Consider the following 16338-nt stretch of genomic DNA (forward strand, 5'->3'; position numbering starts at 1 on the left):
CTCTTCCTCCTCTTCCCCCTCTTCCCCCTCTTCCCCCTCTTATCTTCATCATTTTATATCGAATTCAGGTCAATTCCTAATGGCTTAATCAGATAAAATAAGTTATAATGTGATGGTATTTAACGGGATGTAGCGCAGCTTGGTAGCGCACTTCGTTCGGGACGAAGAAGCCGCAGGTTCAAATCCTGTCATCCCGATTTTTTAAACAGTGTTAAATTAATTGTCGTCTGTGACAAATTACTGTCATTGTGGCAATTTAGGTGTCGTAATAACAAATTCTTGTCGTTGATGTGGCAGTGACAAATGAATGTCGTCTTCGAGTAAGAATATTTTTATCCCGAACAACAAAGTGTGCCTTTCAATCTATCCTAGGTGAATTATACTGTACCGTTAATTAAGTGAGTAAGTAAAATTAATTGTACATTTTATTTTTCTAAAAGCTATATTAACAATGGGTTTAAACCCATTGCCTCTATACAATTAATTTTGCATGAGTACTTAAATGGAGTAAAAAATGAATACTGCTACGGTTAAAAATCAACTAATTGAAAAAATAAATACTCTTTCTGCTGAACAATTACAGTTAGTCGCTAATCTAGTTAGTCAATTTGAAGAAGATTTTAATTCAGAGAAAATGACAGAAAAAGAAGAAAAGGCGATGGCAAAATGGGAATATTTATTAAATAAAAATCAAGAAATTAATAATAATGATCCTTTATCGAATGAAGAAATTAAGTTAATTCGTCGCCTTTTAAGTCATCAGGGTAAAAATTTACCTCTTGATTTACCGCAAGATAACTTTTTTATCGCTGATGATTTTAACGCTCCTTTACCAGATGATATTATTAACTTATTTTACTCATGAAAATACTTTTAGATACTCATATTTTTCTGTGGTTAATTCATAAAAATAAACTGTTAAGTAAGGAGGTTATTGAGCTAATCAATAATCCTAAAAATGAAATATTTTTAAGTGTTGTTTCTATCTGGGAATGTGTTATTAAATATCAAATAAGTAAGCTCAATTTTCCTGAATCTCCCGAACTTTATTTACCGAAGAAACGAGAAGAATATCTCATAGAAAGTTTAATTATTGATGAAGGAAGTATTAAAAATTTGATTGATTTGCCTTTGTTACATAAATATCCTTTCGATCGTCTTTTAATCTCTCAATCTTTACAACATAATTTAACTTTTATCACTGAAGATAATGTAATTTTACAGTATCCAAATATCAAAGTTTTTAATCAAGATAATCAAAATATATAGGAGTAAATCAATAAATTGTCAATATATCCCTCTTTTGTCAAACTCCGCACTTTTAAGTTAATGTAGTGTGTCTAAAGCATTAATTATAATAGTTTTCCGATTTATTGGGCTAAATTAATTTTCAGCGTAATCCGGGGCGTGGCATAGGGAATATTTTTTGTTTGTTGAGGTATCGCAACCAAAAACCACCAATGACGGCAAAAATGAGGGATACCCAACCTGTAAAAGATTGTAACAGTAAAAAACCGCCGATCGAAAACATCAAGCCAAACAATAAAAAGATAGAAGCCACTACTTTAAGACTGTCTAATTTTAAGTTTTGTAAAGGTGCTACTCCAGTATCTTCTTGTTGTTTTTGCCAACCAAGCCCCGCAGGACGCACTTTTAGATAAAATTTCGTTAAGGTTTCCTCTGATTCTGGAGGGGTTAAATACATGGCACTAATCCAGATAATAGCTGTTAAACCAGAGATAACCATAAGTCTTAAACCAAAATCCGCAGGAAAAAGATTGAGGTTAGGAATTACGCTAGTTAAGCCGATAATGAAACCTGCCACCATCGCTGATAATTCCGCCGTTGCGTTGATGCGCCACCAATACCATCTTAATATTAACACTAACCCCGGTCCTGTGCCGATCGAAATTACTAGACGAAAGACGGTACTAATATCCTTAGCATAAAAAGCGGCGATGGCACCAATAACGGTTACTACCACAGAGGCAATTCTCCCCACTAAAACTAATTGAGCTTGAGACGCATCAGGGGCAAAAAAACGGCGATATAAGTCGTTAGTGAGGTAGGACGCACCCCAGTTAATGGAAGTGGAAACGGTACTCATAAAGGCGGCAATAAGAGAGGCTACCACTAAACCCAACATAGCAGGAGGAAGGAAATCTAACATTAATTTAGGATAACCCAATTCTCGATCGTCCAAATCAGGATAGATGACAATGGCAACTAAAGCCACTAAAACCCAAGGCCAAGTACGGATAATATAGTGAAGGATATTGAAAAACCATGCTGATTTTTCTGCTTCCGCTTCATCTTTAGCAGATACTAACCTTTGAATAAACTCCCCTCCTCCATCACTACGGCGAAAACTCCACCATTGCACTAATAAATAAGCGGAAAAAGTACTTAAACTAATTCCTGCCACGTCACTCCAACGCCAATTAAACAATCCTTCTCCTTGGGTGAGAGGAATCACCGATAATACATCAATATCTGTAGCTTTTTGCACCGCAGGAATTAACTCATGGATACCTCCCACATGATTAACCGCCACGATGGCAACCACAAACGCCCCAAATAAACCGAGAAAAAATTGGAAAAAGTCTGTTACTACCACCCCCCATAATCCCGAAAAACCAGAGTATATCAAGACAAAAATACTAACAGCGATAACACTCCATAACTTGCCACTTTCTCCTAAATTGAAACCGAGACTTTCCCACAATTCCAACGCAGAAACCACTTTCACCATGGCTAACATGGCATAACCGATACCAATACAATTAATAGGTACAGCAAATAAAAATCCCTTCGTAGCGCGGAGAATTGCCGCCATTTTGCCACTATATCGTAATTCAGTTAACTCTGCATCAGTTACAACCTCTGAGCGTCGCCATAACCGAGCAAAGATATAGATTAAGACAACATGAGAAATACCGAAACTCCACCATTCCCAGTTACCTGCGATGCCTCTTGTGGCTACCACACCGCAGATATATAAAGGAGTGTCAATAGAAAAGGTGGTTGCCGCCATACTTGTACCTGCTAACCACCATGACAAACTACGTCCAGATACAAAGAAATCTTCTAGGCTTTTAGATGCTTTACCTGATAGGTAAATACCGATAGCCATAGTGATAATTAAATATAAGAGAATAATAATCCAGTCGATCGTTTGCATAATAATCAATTCTTTATATAGCTAGAATCATGGTACATTAGCAAATGCACAATTTTGATTTTGGGAAAACTTTATTCATTATACTTCGCTCTATAACTCTCCCGTCATTGATACAGTGATAAAATTCATTTTAAACAATTTTTGGTATTCCTTTATGATAGGATTAACCATGATCCGTCATCGATAAAGCAAATCACCATCCCAGTATGATTCATCAAGCACCAGCAGGCGCAAGAGATTTATTACCTTTAGAAGTCGCTCAAAAAAGTTGGATAAACGATCGTCTTCAAGACGTATTTCAACGTTGGGGATATAAAAGAATTGTCACCTCCACCATTGAATGGGTGGATACTCTTATGGCTGGAGGGGCGATCGATCCTTCTACTGTAATACAGTTGCAAAACACATCCCAAGGGCGACTTGGATTACGCCCAGAGTTAACAGTGTCGATTGCTAGGGCGGCGGTAAATCGCCTTACCAATCAAACGATTCAAAGACTTTGTTATCGTGCCAACGTGTTTCGCAATCCCCCCAAAGGGCATCATGGGCGACAGTTAGAATTTTATCAAGCTGGGGTAGAATTATTATTCACCGATGGTGTTTTAGCGGATGCTGAAATTCTTTTATTATTAGCTAATTCTTTGCAATCTTTGGGTATAGAATCTTGGCAATTACTCTTAGGTGATGCTGGTTTAACTAGAAGTTTATTACAGGGTTTTCCCGTTGATTTGCAACCCGAAATCTTAAAATGTATCGCTAATCTCGATCGAGTTTCCCTTGAAAATTTACCTTTAGAATCAGACTTAAAAACAAAGGCTTTACAGATTTTTGATTTACGAGGAAATCCGTTAGAAGTGTTAGAAAAAGTCACTAAATTAGATTTAGATGAGCAGGGCATTTCTGCGGTTAATCATTTAAAAGAGTTAATGGATTTAATTAACTATAATGAGGGGCAAAAACTTACTATAACTTTAGATTTAAGTTTAATTCAAACCTTTGATTATTATACGGGAATAACATTTTCTGCTGTTAGTTTTAAAGACAATAAGCCTCATATTTTGGCACAAGGTGGACGTTATAATGAGCTTTTGAAGTTATATCATCCTCAGAAAAAATCATCCCCCGGTATCGGTTTTTCTTTCAATATAGAAGATTTGCACAGTTGTTTATTAAACACTGCTAATTTACCGAAAACAACTCCTCCGAGTGATTGGTTAGTGATTCCTAAAAATTCCGCTTCTACGAAACAGGCTTTGGATTATGCCCAACAATTAAGAAGCGGTGAAAACCTGATTAGAGTAGAAATTGACATAGAATTTCGTACCCCTGACGATATTAGAAAATATGCCAATAATGAGGGTATTTTAAATTTAGCTTGGGTGGATGAAAATGGTCAAGTTTCGATCGAACAAATATAAAAATTATCTTTAATAGTAGGGTGGGCAATGCTCACCAAAAAAATTATTTTATCCATGTTTAATTACCTAAATTTATGGCAAAATTATCGATCGAATTAAATCGTTATTTTTTTGAAGAAGAAAGAGGAGAAAAAGTTACTTTATCAGAGATTTTAACCTTAGCAGGAGAGCGAATTTTTGGTTTTTTATTACTGATTTTATCATTACCTTCGGCATTACCAATCCCCGCCCCAGGATACTCTATTCCCTTCGGTATCTTAATGTTTTTGTTAGCGATACAATTAATTGGCGGTGCAAAAACGCCATGGTTGCCTGAAAAAATGATGAAAGGCTCGATGAATGTGGAAACCGCTCGAAAATTTGTCAAAATGGGGTTGCCTTGGCTAAAACGTATTGAAGCTATTACTAAGCCTCGTTTAACTTATATTTGTACCAGTTTAGCCGGGCGCATCGTGATTGGTAGTGCGATCGCACTTATGGCTATTTCTATGATGATACCAATTCCGGGTACAAATACAGCCCCAGCTATGGGCATTTTTGTTACTGCTTTTGGTTTACAAGAAGATGATGGTTTTATCACCCTTGGGGGGTTAACTATTTGCTTGTTAGCAGGTATTCTTTCCACTTCGATTATTATTGCGGCGATTTGGGGAGGCTCAAGTATTATTGATTTAATCAAAGATTATTTGAAGAATTAGGAATTAGGAATTAGGAATTAGGAATTAAAAATTAAAGCTGTCAATTAATACTTGATATAATTTCTATCGAACTTTCAAAATCATTGATTAATTCACAGGGTAATCCAGTTAATTGAGTGGGATCGATCGAATCCTTTGCTGATATACTTCTTAAAATCCAATGAACTTTTCTCACGGTAGGGAATGATTGACGTTTGACTTGATTCTTGTTATCAAATAATCTTAACCCTGTCGCTCGATCGGCTCTGTCTTCACTACGAGGAAGTTTTGTGATGATTTCTAGGGGATAAAATTGCTTTATTTTCTCTACAAAAAATTCGGCTAAATTCCATTGATTAATAATATTAATTAAGACTACTTTTATTTGTTCATTATTAAAAATATCAGCAAAAATATTGTTTAAACTTTCTTCTTGATTCTCTTTATTTTCGGAAGAAATAACATAATAACTATTAGTTTTTTGTCCTTTATTTAGTAATCCATTAAGGGTAAAAATTCCTACGTCCACACTATCAGAAATAACCGCTAAATTGCTACTTTCATCTATCTTTAATAATTTAAAACTAGGAGAGGAATTATTAATATTTTCCTGCGTAAAAGAAGCCAATAATTTCGGATGACGATTCAAAGCATAATCATTTATCCTAATTTTTCCGTCTAATGCCATCACTTCCCCATTATTATTGACTCCTAAAGGATTGATTTCGATCGCATCCAAATCATACTCAATAAAAAGATGATACATTTTTTCAAAAATTTTACTCACAGAAGCGATCGAATTACCAGATAATCCCATTTGTTTCACTAAACGACGAGCATAAAAAGGCGAAAAAGTATCCTCAATCACGCAAGTCTGTAGATTTTCCAATAAAGTATCGATGTGAATACCACCGCAACTAGAACCCAATAAAACGGGCTTTTTGAGAGTATAATCAAGCATAATAGCGAGGAAAAGCTCATTTTCCGCATCATAACGAGCCTCAGCTAAAATAACTTCAGGATACTCTCCTTCTATCTGCAAATTGAAAATATATTGAGCGGCGGCAATGGCATCAATGGTATTTTCGACAAATTTCACTCCTCCAAATTTTGCTCTACCACTAGCTAACACTTGAGACTTTAAGACTATGGGATATGGAATTAAAAGGTTTTTTAACTCTTTAGGATGGGAAATCGACTGAGAAGGTAAGACGGGAATGTCCACCTGTTGAAATAATTGTTTCGCCTGATATTCTAATAAATCCATGATGCAGTGCAGAATGTAGAATTGAAAATATGATGATTTATAGTGATAGTAACTGAAACAATAGAAAGAGATTACTCTGTTTTCTTGCAATGACAGAGAGGATTGCTTCGTTGCCTCGCAATAACAGAATTAGATATTAGTTTAAAAATACTCATTACTCATTACTCATTACTCATTATATGGGGTGTCTTAATTTAACCACTAAACGTCGATCAGGTTCACTCCCCTGACTTTCAGTTAATAAATCAGGAGATTTCTCCAACATACTATGAATTTGACGGCGTTCTACCGATGAAAGATATCGTATTTCTTCGGGAACTCCAGTGATACGCACTTTCTCAGCGGCTCTCTGTGCGATCGCCATTAATTCAGCTTGACGACGGAGGCGATAACCATTTAACTCCACAGTGAAGAAACGATGAGAATATTCATCAACACCGATATTCAGTAAAGCATTGGCTAAGTATTGAATAGCGTCTATGGTTTCCCCTTTTTTGCCTGTTAAGGCTTCAATTTGAGTTAAATCGAAAGGGGTTTCATCGATGGTAAGCCAACAAGAAATGACTTGATTTCTGTCTTGCTCGATTCTATTTAAGTTGACGTTGGCTGGTACTCCCATTAATTTTAACAGGGTTTCCAACCATTTTTGACCTCGTTGGATTTGTTCATCCATAATTGATATTAAATTGCTAATTGATTATGATGTTTTTTCTTTCTTTTTTCCTGATTTTTTTTCAAAAGGTATCACTTCTCTACCCCTAGCGGCTTTTTCTTGCTCGTCTAAGATTTTTTGAATATTCTCAGGTAACGGCTCACGGGTTAAGATGATAGTTTGAATGGTTTGAAATACGTTAGCGAGAACGATATACATTAAAACTCCCGCAGGAAGGGGGAAGAATAAAAACATCCCTGAAAAAATAATGGGGGTAATTTTATTAACGGTTTGTTGTTGCTCATTTCCCGCAGGTTTTTGAGTACCCCCTGATAATTCTTGGTTAAGATAAATACTAACACCAAAGAAGATAATCATACCGACAATATCCCAGTTAATCGAACCATCGGGATTAGTTGCCCCCACTCTGCCTAATGCCTTAATGAATAAAAATCCTTTATCGGCGGCGATACCGGGTATGGTAATTTGAATGGTTGCGTCTCCTACTCCATAAGCGGTGATTTCTCCATTTTCATTAACGCTGACTCTTTCTTCTCCTTTAGTTACTACCCAACGGGGTTGTATGTTATTTTCAGGATATTGATCGTTTAAGTCTTGTAATGATTTACCTTCAATAGTTTGTAATTCAATTTTTTCAGTTTCCCCTACAGTTAATTTATTTCCTGTGGGTAAAATAGCAGTAATTTTATTATGTAAACCGTCAGTAACAAAAACATTTTGAGGTTTGGTGCTATAGGGTTGAGGTGCAATCCTTTCAATTTGTTCTTGGGGAAAAATCTGCACGTCCACAGTGTAGTTAATGTCAGAAAATGGTGAACCTCTAAGGGTAGCGAATAAGGCGAATAAAATGGGCATTTGTAATAACAAGGGAAGGCATCCTGCGAGGGGATTGCCAAATTCTTGCATTATTTTTGCCATTTCCTCTTGTTGTTTTTGAGGGTTATCTTTATATTTTTTTTGTATTTCTTCCTGTCTTTGTTTCATTAAAGGCTGAGTAATCCGCATTTTTCTCATGTTGCGAATTTGCCCTGCGCTGAGGGGATAAACGGCGAATCTTACCACTAAGGTTAGGGCAATAATTCCGAATCCGTAACTTGGCACAATCCCATAGAAAAAGTCTAGGATTGGCAACATTATATTCGTTGATATAAAACCTATACCAAAATCCATTGTAATTTCTTTAATTTACTATATTTTAAATTTTAAGTGGATGCTAATTAATTTTGATCGATATAATTACAGGCAAGATGCCTGTTTTACAGATTATTACTGAGCGATGGCATCTTTGGGACGACCTGTTTTGTCGGCAGCTCGATCGGTAATGTAATCATAAATTTCCCGAAAACGAGGTACAGCACGCATTTCTAAACGGCTTTTGTCTTTGAGGGTGACAACAATATCGCCCCAAAAACCCAAACCTCTGGGAACTTTGACTACTTTAACAATTTCTGAGTAAATAATATCGGTACGATCTTTTCCTTGCCAACCGCCAGTAATGGAAATTCGTCGATCGGTAATACGAAATCTTAACCAAATAGCACGAACGATCGCACCGACTGTCAAAGGAAGACAGATAACAGTAAAAGCTAATAGAATATTGAAAATGAGATCCCCGATATGGGGTCCTCCTTCATAAAAAACATCTTCTCTAATGCCCATGAATTATTTCTGCTCTAATGAATAACTGTTCTAATTCTCTCAAAAAATGTTCATAATTGCATTCTTGAGCTGATGGTTTGACAATAACCACAATAAGCCAACCAGAAGAAATTTTCGGTAATAATTCCCGAAATGCAGACCTAATTTGTCTTTTGATACGGTTACGAACTACTGCTTTTTTGCTAACTTTACGACTAATAGAGATGCCAATTTTGGTATCCATCGTTAAATTAGCAGTATTTTCAGTCATCGGCAATGCTCGAATAATGAGATTAAGACTAGAGCGGCGAATACCCTGTTGATAAACAGATTGAAAATCCCACCGCCGTTTCAGTCTATGTCGTGATGGTAGTCCCACCTAAATTTATATTAATTACAATAAAATTGATCGATCGAGATTCAAAAGAAATAATAAATAAATACTTAACAATTAAGTAATACAGTTAATTTATACAGTTAATCTCTTTCTGCCTTTATTACGACGAGCTTGAATCACTTTACGACCATTTTCGGTTCTCATGCGTGCACGGAAACCAGAGGTTCTTCTTTGTTTGCGTCTTGTGCCATTTAATGTATGTTTACTCAACGGTTTTTCCTCCTAAAATTTGGTTAATAAAAAAAACAGCAATATACATTATATGCTAGATTAACTAACCTCGTCTATCTTTAATGTCAGTTCTCTCAAAAATTATTGGAAAATCACTGAATATCGTCAAAACCGATTTTTGAATTTAAGACTATAATGTACCCTAATTAAAATTATTTATTCTAAAAATTATGTGTGGTATTGTAGGTTATATTGGAACTCAAACGGTGATCGAAATCTTAGTCAGTGGTTTAGAAAAATTAGAATATAGGGGTTATGACTCCGCAGGAGTAGCCACGATCGTGGATAATAAAATTCATTCTACCAGAGCAAAGGGCAAATTATACAACCTTCGATCGAAATTAGAGAAAGAAAGCAATAACAGTAACATCGGCATTGGGCATACTCGATGGGCAACCCACGGTAAACCAGAAGAATATAACGCCCACCCTCATCAAGATAATAGCGGTAAAATTGCCGTAGTGCAAAATGGAATCATTGAGAATTACCAAGACTTAAAAAAAGAATTAATTAGCAAAGGGCATCAATTTATCTCCGAAACCGATACCGAAGTCATCCCTCACCTTATCGCCGAATATTATAACCGTGACAGTGACGATCCTTTCATAGATGCTGTCAATAAAGCCATTACTTATTTAGATGGTGCCTTTGCCATCGCTGTTTTATGTGCTGACTATCCCGATGAATTAATTGTAGCCCGTCAAAGCGCTCCCCTGACCATCGGATTTGGACAAGGGGAGTTTTTCTGTGCTTCCGATGTCACCGCCCTTGTGCATCATACAAATACCGTTTTAACCTTAGAAAATGGGGAAATTGCTCGTTTAACCCCTTTAGGAGTGGAAGTTTATGATTTCTCAGGGAAACGCCTCCGTAAAATTCCTCGTACCCTCGATTGGAGTCCTGTCACCGTTGAAAAACAAGGCTTTCGTCACTTCATGCTCAAAGAAATTCATGAGCAACCTTCTGTGGTGCGTACCTGTTTAGAAGCCTACCTTAATCCCGATTGGCATAGTGAAACCAACCCCGATGAAAACCCTATTACCCTTAACCTCAAACCCGAATTATATCAAGACTTAGAACATATTCAGATAGTAGCCTGTGGTACGTCTTGGCACGCAAGTTTAGTTGGTAAATATTTACTAGAACAAATCGCAGAAATACCAACATTTGTACAATATGCTTCCGAATTTCGTTATTCTCCCACCCCAATAATGCGTAATACAATTACAATTGGCGTTACTCAATCAGGGGAAACGGCGGATACCCTTGCCGCACTTGAGATGGAGCGTCAACGTCGATCGAACCTCACAACCCCCTATCAACCTCGTATTCTAGGTATTACAAACCGTCCTGAGAGTACATTAGGAAGTATGGTTGATCAAGTAATTAATACCTATGCAGGTATCGAAATTGGAGTTGCCGCCACGAAAACTTTTGTGGCTCAAGTGATTGGTTTTTATGTGTTAGCCCTTGATTTAGCTTGGAGAAGAAAAACCGTCACCCCCTCACGCATGGAGGAGATATTAACAGGTTTATTACAGTTACCTACCCAAATTGAGCAAATTATCCACAGTGAGGAGTCAAAAATTCGGGATTTAGCCCATCAATTCCCTGATACCAGAGATTTTATTTTCTTAGGTAGAGGTATCAATTTCCCCATTGCTTTAGAGGGTGCTTTAAAACTGAAGGAAATCAGTTATATTCACGCTGAAGGCTACCCCGCAGGAGAAATGAAACACGGTCCGATCGCGCTTTTAGATGCTCATGTACCCGTAGTTTCGATCGCCATGAATGGCAGTATATATGAGAAGGTTATTTCCAACGCACAGGAAGCGAAGGCAAGAGATGCCCGTTTAATCGGCGTTTTACCCCAAAATCATCATGAGGATATGTTTCAGGATACTTTAATTGTGCCTGAAGTGGAGGAAATCTTGTCTCCCATCTTGGCGGTGATACCCTTGCAGTTGTTATCTTATTACATTGCATCCATGCGCGGTTTAGACGTGGATCAACCTCGTAACCTCGCAAAATCCGTTACGGTAGAATAATTTTTATGGGCGGTGCGATCGAAGTGTAAAAGAACAATAAAGTTGGAAACTAAATAATAAACTTGGAAACTAGAGAATAAAGTTGGAAACTGAGCCACCAAAATTTCTCTAGTTTTTTCGTAATCAACGCTTAATGGCGATCGAAGGTTAAACAGTGAGAAGCAATGTTATTATTGCGAGATTGTAATTGTGTCATAATTTGGATGGTGTTAGTTGCAAGTTTGTTTGATTGTGGACAGGGGAGTTAACTCCCCTTTGCTTTAATTGGATTGGATATGTTGAGTATTTCTCACCACAAAAGGGGAATCGACTCTTTATATAGCCTTAAATCACAGTTCACCTCTATAGCCTTGCCAATATTTTTTCATACCACACTGCGCAGTATCCAGATACATACCTGCATAGTCTGGTGGTACATCTTCGTATAAGAAGGCCAATGGATCCTCTTCAGTTTCAGACTCTTTCTTTTTTACTCCCTCTCTATATTCTTTTAGTCCCTCAATGTATTCGGTAGGAGCAGTTTTTAATTCTTCAAAGTTTTTTTTGATTGCGCTTGCTATTGCTTGAATCTCTGCTACCATAGCATCCAAAACTTCGGGGTCTTTATAAACTCCACAAGCTGCCTTAAATAAATCTACGAGAGGGTCAGTAGCTTTATTCCAATCTCTGGTTAGCAGTTGTTGCCCAAAAATGACGTTAAGGTTATCGTCAAGTTCATCATTAAGCTTTTCTAATTGTTTTTGAAGCTCTAAAATAGATGTTTTATTATTAGTATTTGCTAATTGTTCTCGAATCTCTGAAATAGACTTGTAAATAGATTCGTGAGTTTTTATAAGGGTGTCAGTTGTTTGCTGATTATATAAATCTAAGTGTGCCATAATTGTAGGAATACTTTAATAAGTTTATAGTTTTTGTGGTTAACAGGGGCGGTAACTCTCCTTTTGATTATTTAGATTTTTGAATGTGAGTAGGGCAGAGGGCGTCACAATGTCCTTGTTTCTCGACTATGGCTACATGGTTAAATAGATTTAAAATTTTCATGATAAGTTCCCGTAGGTATTCGTGATAAACGCCTAATGGCGATTGAAAGTTAAACAGTTACTGTAGAATAATTTTAGGGGTGGTGCGATTGCCTTTTGTGATAAGGGAATAAAGTTGTATTATTTTAAATAAAGTCGTAGATTTAAAAATAAAGTTGTACATCTCAATTATATATTATAACAAGTTTAAATAAATGACAAGATGAAGAAAATTACAGAGGTTACTAGAAGACAAATTGCTAATTTATTTTACAAAGAATTCAATTATTGGGGGGATTATGGAGAAGATGATGAGGAAATTAAATTTTTAGAAAGACTGTATGATTTAGAAAAATTACCATCAACTGATGGTAGATTCAAAGATGCTAAAGGTGATATTTGGCAACATCGAATCAATAACTGGGATTTGCCAAATAATAACTGGATTTTTAAAGATGAAGAAGATCGATTTAACCTGAATGATGGTAATGATGACGAGTATCTATTAAAATTTCTCTGTGAAACATTACATCCTGCTGTTAGAGAATTGGAAAATGTACAGGAATTACTTAAAAGATATAATAATATTTTGTCAGGGGATGGTTATAAAATTATACAAATAAATAAATTATCAAATCGTCCAGTTTACGGATTTCGTGAAATAAATAATCAAATAAATTTTTCAAGTAATATATTAATGAAACCAATTCAAAAAATTTTGTTCGGAAGTCCGGGTACAGGTAAAAGTTATCAAATTCGTGACATTGCTCAACAACAATTAAATATTCAGATTGATGAATTTACTAAAACTTCTTCCAATATCGTGAAAGCTGTTTTTCATCCTGAATATAGTTATGCTGATTTTATGGGTAAATTATTACCTTTTACTCAGGGAAGCTCAGTAATTTATAAATTTTATCCCGGACATTTTTTGAAGATTTTAGGAAAGGCTTATAAATCTCTAATTGAGGGTAAAAATGAGAATTATTTATTAGTAATTGATGAGTTAAATAGAGGAAATAGTGCCGCTATTTTTGGTAATATTTTTCAATTATTAGACCGAGAAAGTGATGGATGGTCAAGCTATGAAATCGATATTTCTGAAATGGAATTAGTCGGTTTATTTCAAGCTATGAATATAAAAGTTGAGATTTCTACACATAATGAAATTAACGTACAATTTTCAGATATTGGAAAAGATAGTTATGATAAAGTATTAACTAAAGAATCAGAAAAGTTTAGGGATCAAAATAATTATGAAGGTTTTTTAATTTGCAATCTTTTACAACAATGTCAAATAAAATTACCTCCTAATTTATCAATTATTGCCACAATCAACACCTCAGATGAATCAATTTATTATCTTGATACTGCTTTTAAAAGACGTTGGGATTGGGAATTTGTTAAAGCACCAGTGGGAGCATTTTTTTACGATGATATTCCTCCAGAATTATTAGATGTTAAATTAATTATTAATGATCAATTTCAAGAATCTTGGTACTATTATATAGTAGGCATTAATGAGTTAATTAAATCTAATTATCAAACTATTAGACGTATTGAAGATAAAATGATTGGATGGTGGTTTATCAAGCCAGAAAATGATAATATTGAGCTTCAACAAGTGAAAGATAAGTTAATGTTTTATTTATGGGATAGTGTATTTGCTAGAGATAAAAAACCTTTAGAGAGTTTTCTAAGTGATGATGAAAATTCGTCAGTAAAACTAGCCCTTTATTCAGATTTATTAGCTTTTACAGAAAGATTTTTAGCAAAAGTTTATCAGTTGGGAGAAAAACAGCATCTAGAAAAATATCCTTTTTAAAAATGCTTATAACAACCTAATTATTATCAATAAGTAAAAATATGTTTGTATATAATGATTAACTTTAACTCTTTACAATTAGTTATCAATAATAAGTATTCTTTTGTTGGTATTGATAAACAGGAAGATAATTTGCGTTTTTGTTTACCAAAAGGTTTTAATTCACAAAAATCTAAATTAGATAATTTTAATACTAAAAAAGATTTATTTTTTCTTTTTTATAAAATTTTTACAACTTTTAAAAATATTTGCTTAGAGAGGGGTTATTTAGATAATAATAGTAAGCAGTTAACGAACAATCGAGATGGAGTTGTAAAAACTAAAATTGGTTCTAATATCCAAGACGATGGAGAAGATAACGAAAATATTTTTTATTCTAAAATTGATATTCTTGGTAAATTATTAGATGCTTATAATGAGCCAAAAATTTTAAGTTTAGCCTCTCGATTAGGTAAGAGTGATAAATTTGATTTAAGCAAAATTCATAAATATTTACATCAAGGGGTTTATTTGCCTAATAATGCTATTTATGTGGATCAAATGCTTCTACCGAAAAAAGTAGTTCAATTTGAATCTACTGATGTAGTTAGAATGTATTGCCACTTATTTTGTGAAATAAAACAGCAATTAAAAGAAATAATAAATCCGCAAATTATATCTTTAGGTGAAGATTTTAGAGAACGTTATTTAAACTCTCAAGATAGCCTTTTTGATGAGAATACTTACGAATCTGTTTTAAATTTACTCAAAGATGCTTTAGAAACGATCGATAATTATACACCGATAAAAGATGCTGATTATTGGGAATATTATGATGCGATCGAACTATTTTTATATGGCGACTTAAATCAAGTCGAAGAAGGGGAAATTTGGGGTATAAATAATTTTCATACAGTGTGGGAATCAATGTGTTTAACTTACTTAGCACAAAATAATAATTTATCTTATTTATTACATTGTGATACTCAATATTTAAGTCCGAGAATTATAGATAAACTTAAAGCATCAGAAAAAGTAATTGACATTGACAATGTTTTTAGAATAAATGGTGTTTCTTTAAATCCCGATGCTGTTTTGTTTAGTTCAAAAAATAGTGATTTTATTCAACAAAAAACTTATGAAATATTGATTACTGATTGGGATAACTATGGTTATAAAACACAATTTAGATATGATAATGGTTTTAAAACTTATCAAGAAGGTAAATCAATATTTATTAACATTGTTTATATTGGTCAAGAACAAAACATTTATACAGCTAAAGAGTTGGGAAAAATATATAAAAATCGAGACAATCAATATTTAATTATCAATTATTCTTTACCTACAAATTATTTTTCATTTTGGGAAATTTCCGAAATCATAGATAACAAATGTCTTAACCTAATGAATTATTTTAATCACTTTTTTTATTTAGCTCTAAAAAACAATATATTTACTTGGGATAGATTTTGTGAAAGGATATTTAAACCATTAGATATTACTTTTGATAATCGTGGTAAATTTAATGATTTTAATGTTTTTACTCGATCGCTTTTAAGAGATAAATCAGAAGAAGATATTAAAAATCAATTTGAAAAATTTATAAATAAAATATTGAATAATAAGAATACTTCAATTAACGTAATTGATATAAAATACTATGATTCTGAATATTTTTTTAATACCGATAATCAAAAAGAAAATAAAGAAAAAAATGTGAGAAAGCAATTTGTTTATGAATATTTATTGCAAAAAAGATTAAAACAACATTTTGATAATAACCTTATTCCTAATATTAAAAGTAGTTTTTGGATTCCTGATTATCGTCCTGATGATTCAAACTTAGTTATGAAAGATCAAGTTTTTCTTGATGATTATATTGAGTTAAATAAAGTCAATTTCTTATTACTTGCTGAAAATTATAGTACTTATTAAATAAGAACTTAAGAAGTATTGATAAATAAGAGTAGAGAACATACTAT

At 34.2% G+C, this 16338-nt stretch carries 15 protein-coding genes and 1 tRNA gene; 8 read left to right on the top strand and 8 right to left on the bottom strand.

What is annotated here, in order from left to right:
- Positions 1-123: 123 nt before the first annotated feature.
- The 3 genes from ACN4EE_RS06980 to ACN4EE_RS06990 all read left to right on the top strand — a co-directional run bounded on the left by ACN4EE_RS06980 (position 124) and on the right by ACN4EE_RS06990 (position 1269).
- A tRNA-Pro gene (locus ACN4EE_RS06980) sits at positions 124-197 on the top strand.
- 317 nt (positions 198-514) lie between these two features.
- Positions 515-865: a hypothetical protein gene (locus ACN4EE_RS06985; protein ID WP_431705696.1), complete on the top strand. Its 351-nt coding sequence runs from the start codon at positions 515-517 to the stop codon at positions 863-865.
- The gene (locus ACN4EE_RS06990; protein WP_431705697.1) at positions 862-1269 is read left to right on the top strand and encodes a type II toxin-antitoxin system VapC family toxin; all 408 of its coding nucleotides are present in this window, start codon (positions 862-864) and stop codon (positions 1267-1269) included. The genes ACN4EE_RS06985 and ACN4EE_RS06990 overlap by 4 nt, the downstream gene beginning before the upstream one ends.
- A gap of 121 nt (positions 1270-1390) precedes the next feature.
- Here ACN4EE_RS06990 and ACN4EE_RS06995 read toward each other — a convergent pair whose 3' ends face one another.
- Positions 1391-3181, bottom strand: a complete 1791-nt coding sequence (locus ACN4EE_RS06995) for a sodium:solute symporter family protein (protein WP_431705698.1) — start codon at positions 3179-3181, stop codon at positions 1391-1393.
- A 206-nt stretch (positions 3182-3387) separates the two neighbouring features.
- On the opposite strand from ACN4EE_RS06995, the gene ACN4EE_RS07000 reads away from it, so the two are divergent.
- Positions 3388-4599, top strand: coding sequence for an ATP phosphoribosyltransferase regulatory subunit (locus tag ACN4EE_RS07000; protein ID WP_431705699.1), 1212 nt, complete (start codon positions 3388-3390; stop codon positions 4597-4599).
- 74 nt (positions 4600-4673) lie between these two features.
- Positions 4674-5297, top strand: coding sequence for an exopolysaccharide biosynthesis protein (locus ACN4EE_RS07005; protein WP_431705700.1), 624 nt, complete (start codon positions 4674-4676; stop codon positions 5295-5297).
- A 40-nt stretch (positions 5298-5337) separates the two neighbouring features.
- Here the strand turns inward: ACN4EE_RS07005 and ACN4EE_RS07010 are convergent, their stop codons facing one another.
- The 6 genes from ACN4EE_RS07010 to rpmH form a co-directional block, all read right to left on the bottom strand.
- The gene (locus ACN4EE_RS07010) at positions 5338-6543 is read right to left on the bottom strand and encodes an ATP-grasp domain-containing protein (RefSeq protein WP_431705701.1); all 1206 of its coding nucleotides are present in this window, start codon (positions 6541-6543) and stop codon (positions 5338-5340) included.
- 175 nt (positions 6544-6718) lie between these two features.
- Positions 6719-7216 (bottom strand): Jag family protein, encoded by a 498-nt coding sequence (locus ACN4EE_RS07015; RefSeq protein WP_431705702.1) that lies wholly within the window; start codon positions 7214-7216, stop codon positions 6719-6721.
- A 24-nt stretch (positions 7217-7240) separates the two neighbouring features.
- A complete protein-coding gene (gene yidC / locus ACN4EE_RS07020) occupies positions 7241-8386 on the bottom strand; it encodes a membrane protein insertase YidC (RefSeq protein WP_431705703.1) in 1146 nt (381 codons plus the stop codon).
- 96 nt (positions 8387-8482) lie between these two features.
- Complete coding sequence (locus ACN4EE_RS07025; protein WP_431705704.1) at positions 8483-8875, bottom strand: PH domain-containing protein; 393 nt, start codon at positions 8873-8875, stop codon at positions 8483-8485.
- A complete protein-coding gene (rnpA, locus tag ACN4EE_RS07030) occupies positions 8865-9233 on the bottom strand; it encodes a ribonuclease P protein component (protein ID WP_431705705.1) in 369 nt (122 codons plus the stop codon). The genes ACN4EE_RS07025 and rnpA overlap by 11 nt, the downstream gene beginning before the upstream one ends.
- Positions 9234-9323: 90 nt before the next feature.
- On the bottom strand, positions 9324-9461 hold the full coding sequence (gene rpmH, locus ACN4EE_RS07035; RefSeq protein WP_431705706.1) for a 50S ribosomal protein L34: 138 nt from the start codon (positions 9459-9461) through the stop codon (positions 9324-9326).
- Positions 9462-9652: 191 nt separating this feature from the next.
- Here rpmH and glmS point away from each other — a divergent pair, with 191 nt between their 5' ends.
- Positions 9653-11530, top strand: a complete 1878-nt coding sequence (glmS, locus tag ACN4EE_RS07040; RefSeq protein ID WP_431705707.1) for a glutamine--fructose-6-phosphate transaminase (isomerizing) — start codon at positions 9653-9655, stop codon at positions 11528-11530.
- Positions 11531-11859: 329 nt separating this feature from the next.
- Here the strand turns inward: glmS and ACN4EE_RS07045 are convergent, their stop codons facing one another.
- Entirely contained in the window at positions 11860-12408 is a 549-nt protein-coding gene (locus ACN4EE_RS07045; RefSeq protein WP_431705708.1) for a hypothetical protein, read from the bottom strand.
- 364 nt (positions 12409-12772) lie between these two features.
- On the opposite strand from ACN4EE_RS07045, the gene ACN4EE_RS07050 reads away from it, so the two are divergent.
- Together ACN4EE_RS07050 and ACN4EE_RS07055 are read left to right on the top strand one after the other, a co-directional pair.
- Positions 12773-14374, top strand: coding sequence for an AbiJ-related protein (locus tag ACN4EE_RS07050; protein ID WP_431705709.1), 1602 nt, complete (start codon positions 12773-12775; stop codon positions 14372-14374).
- Between the two features lie 54 nt (positions 14375-14428).
- Entirely contained in the window at positions 14429-16291 is a 1863-nt protein-coding gene (locus tag ACN4EE_RS07055; protein ID WP_431705710.1) for a hypothetical protein, read from the top strand.
- Positions 16292-16338 lie beyond the last annotated feature (47 nt).

The sequence above is a fragment of the Geminocystis sp. CENA526 genome (assembly GCF_050753365.1).
Lineage (GTDB): Bacteria > Cyanobacteriota > Cyanobacteriia > Cyanobacteriales > Cyanobacteriaceae > Geminocystis.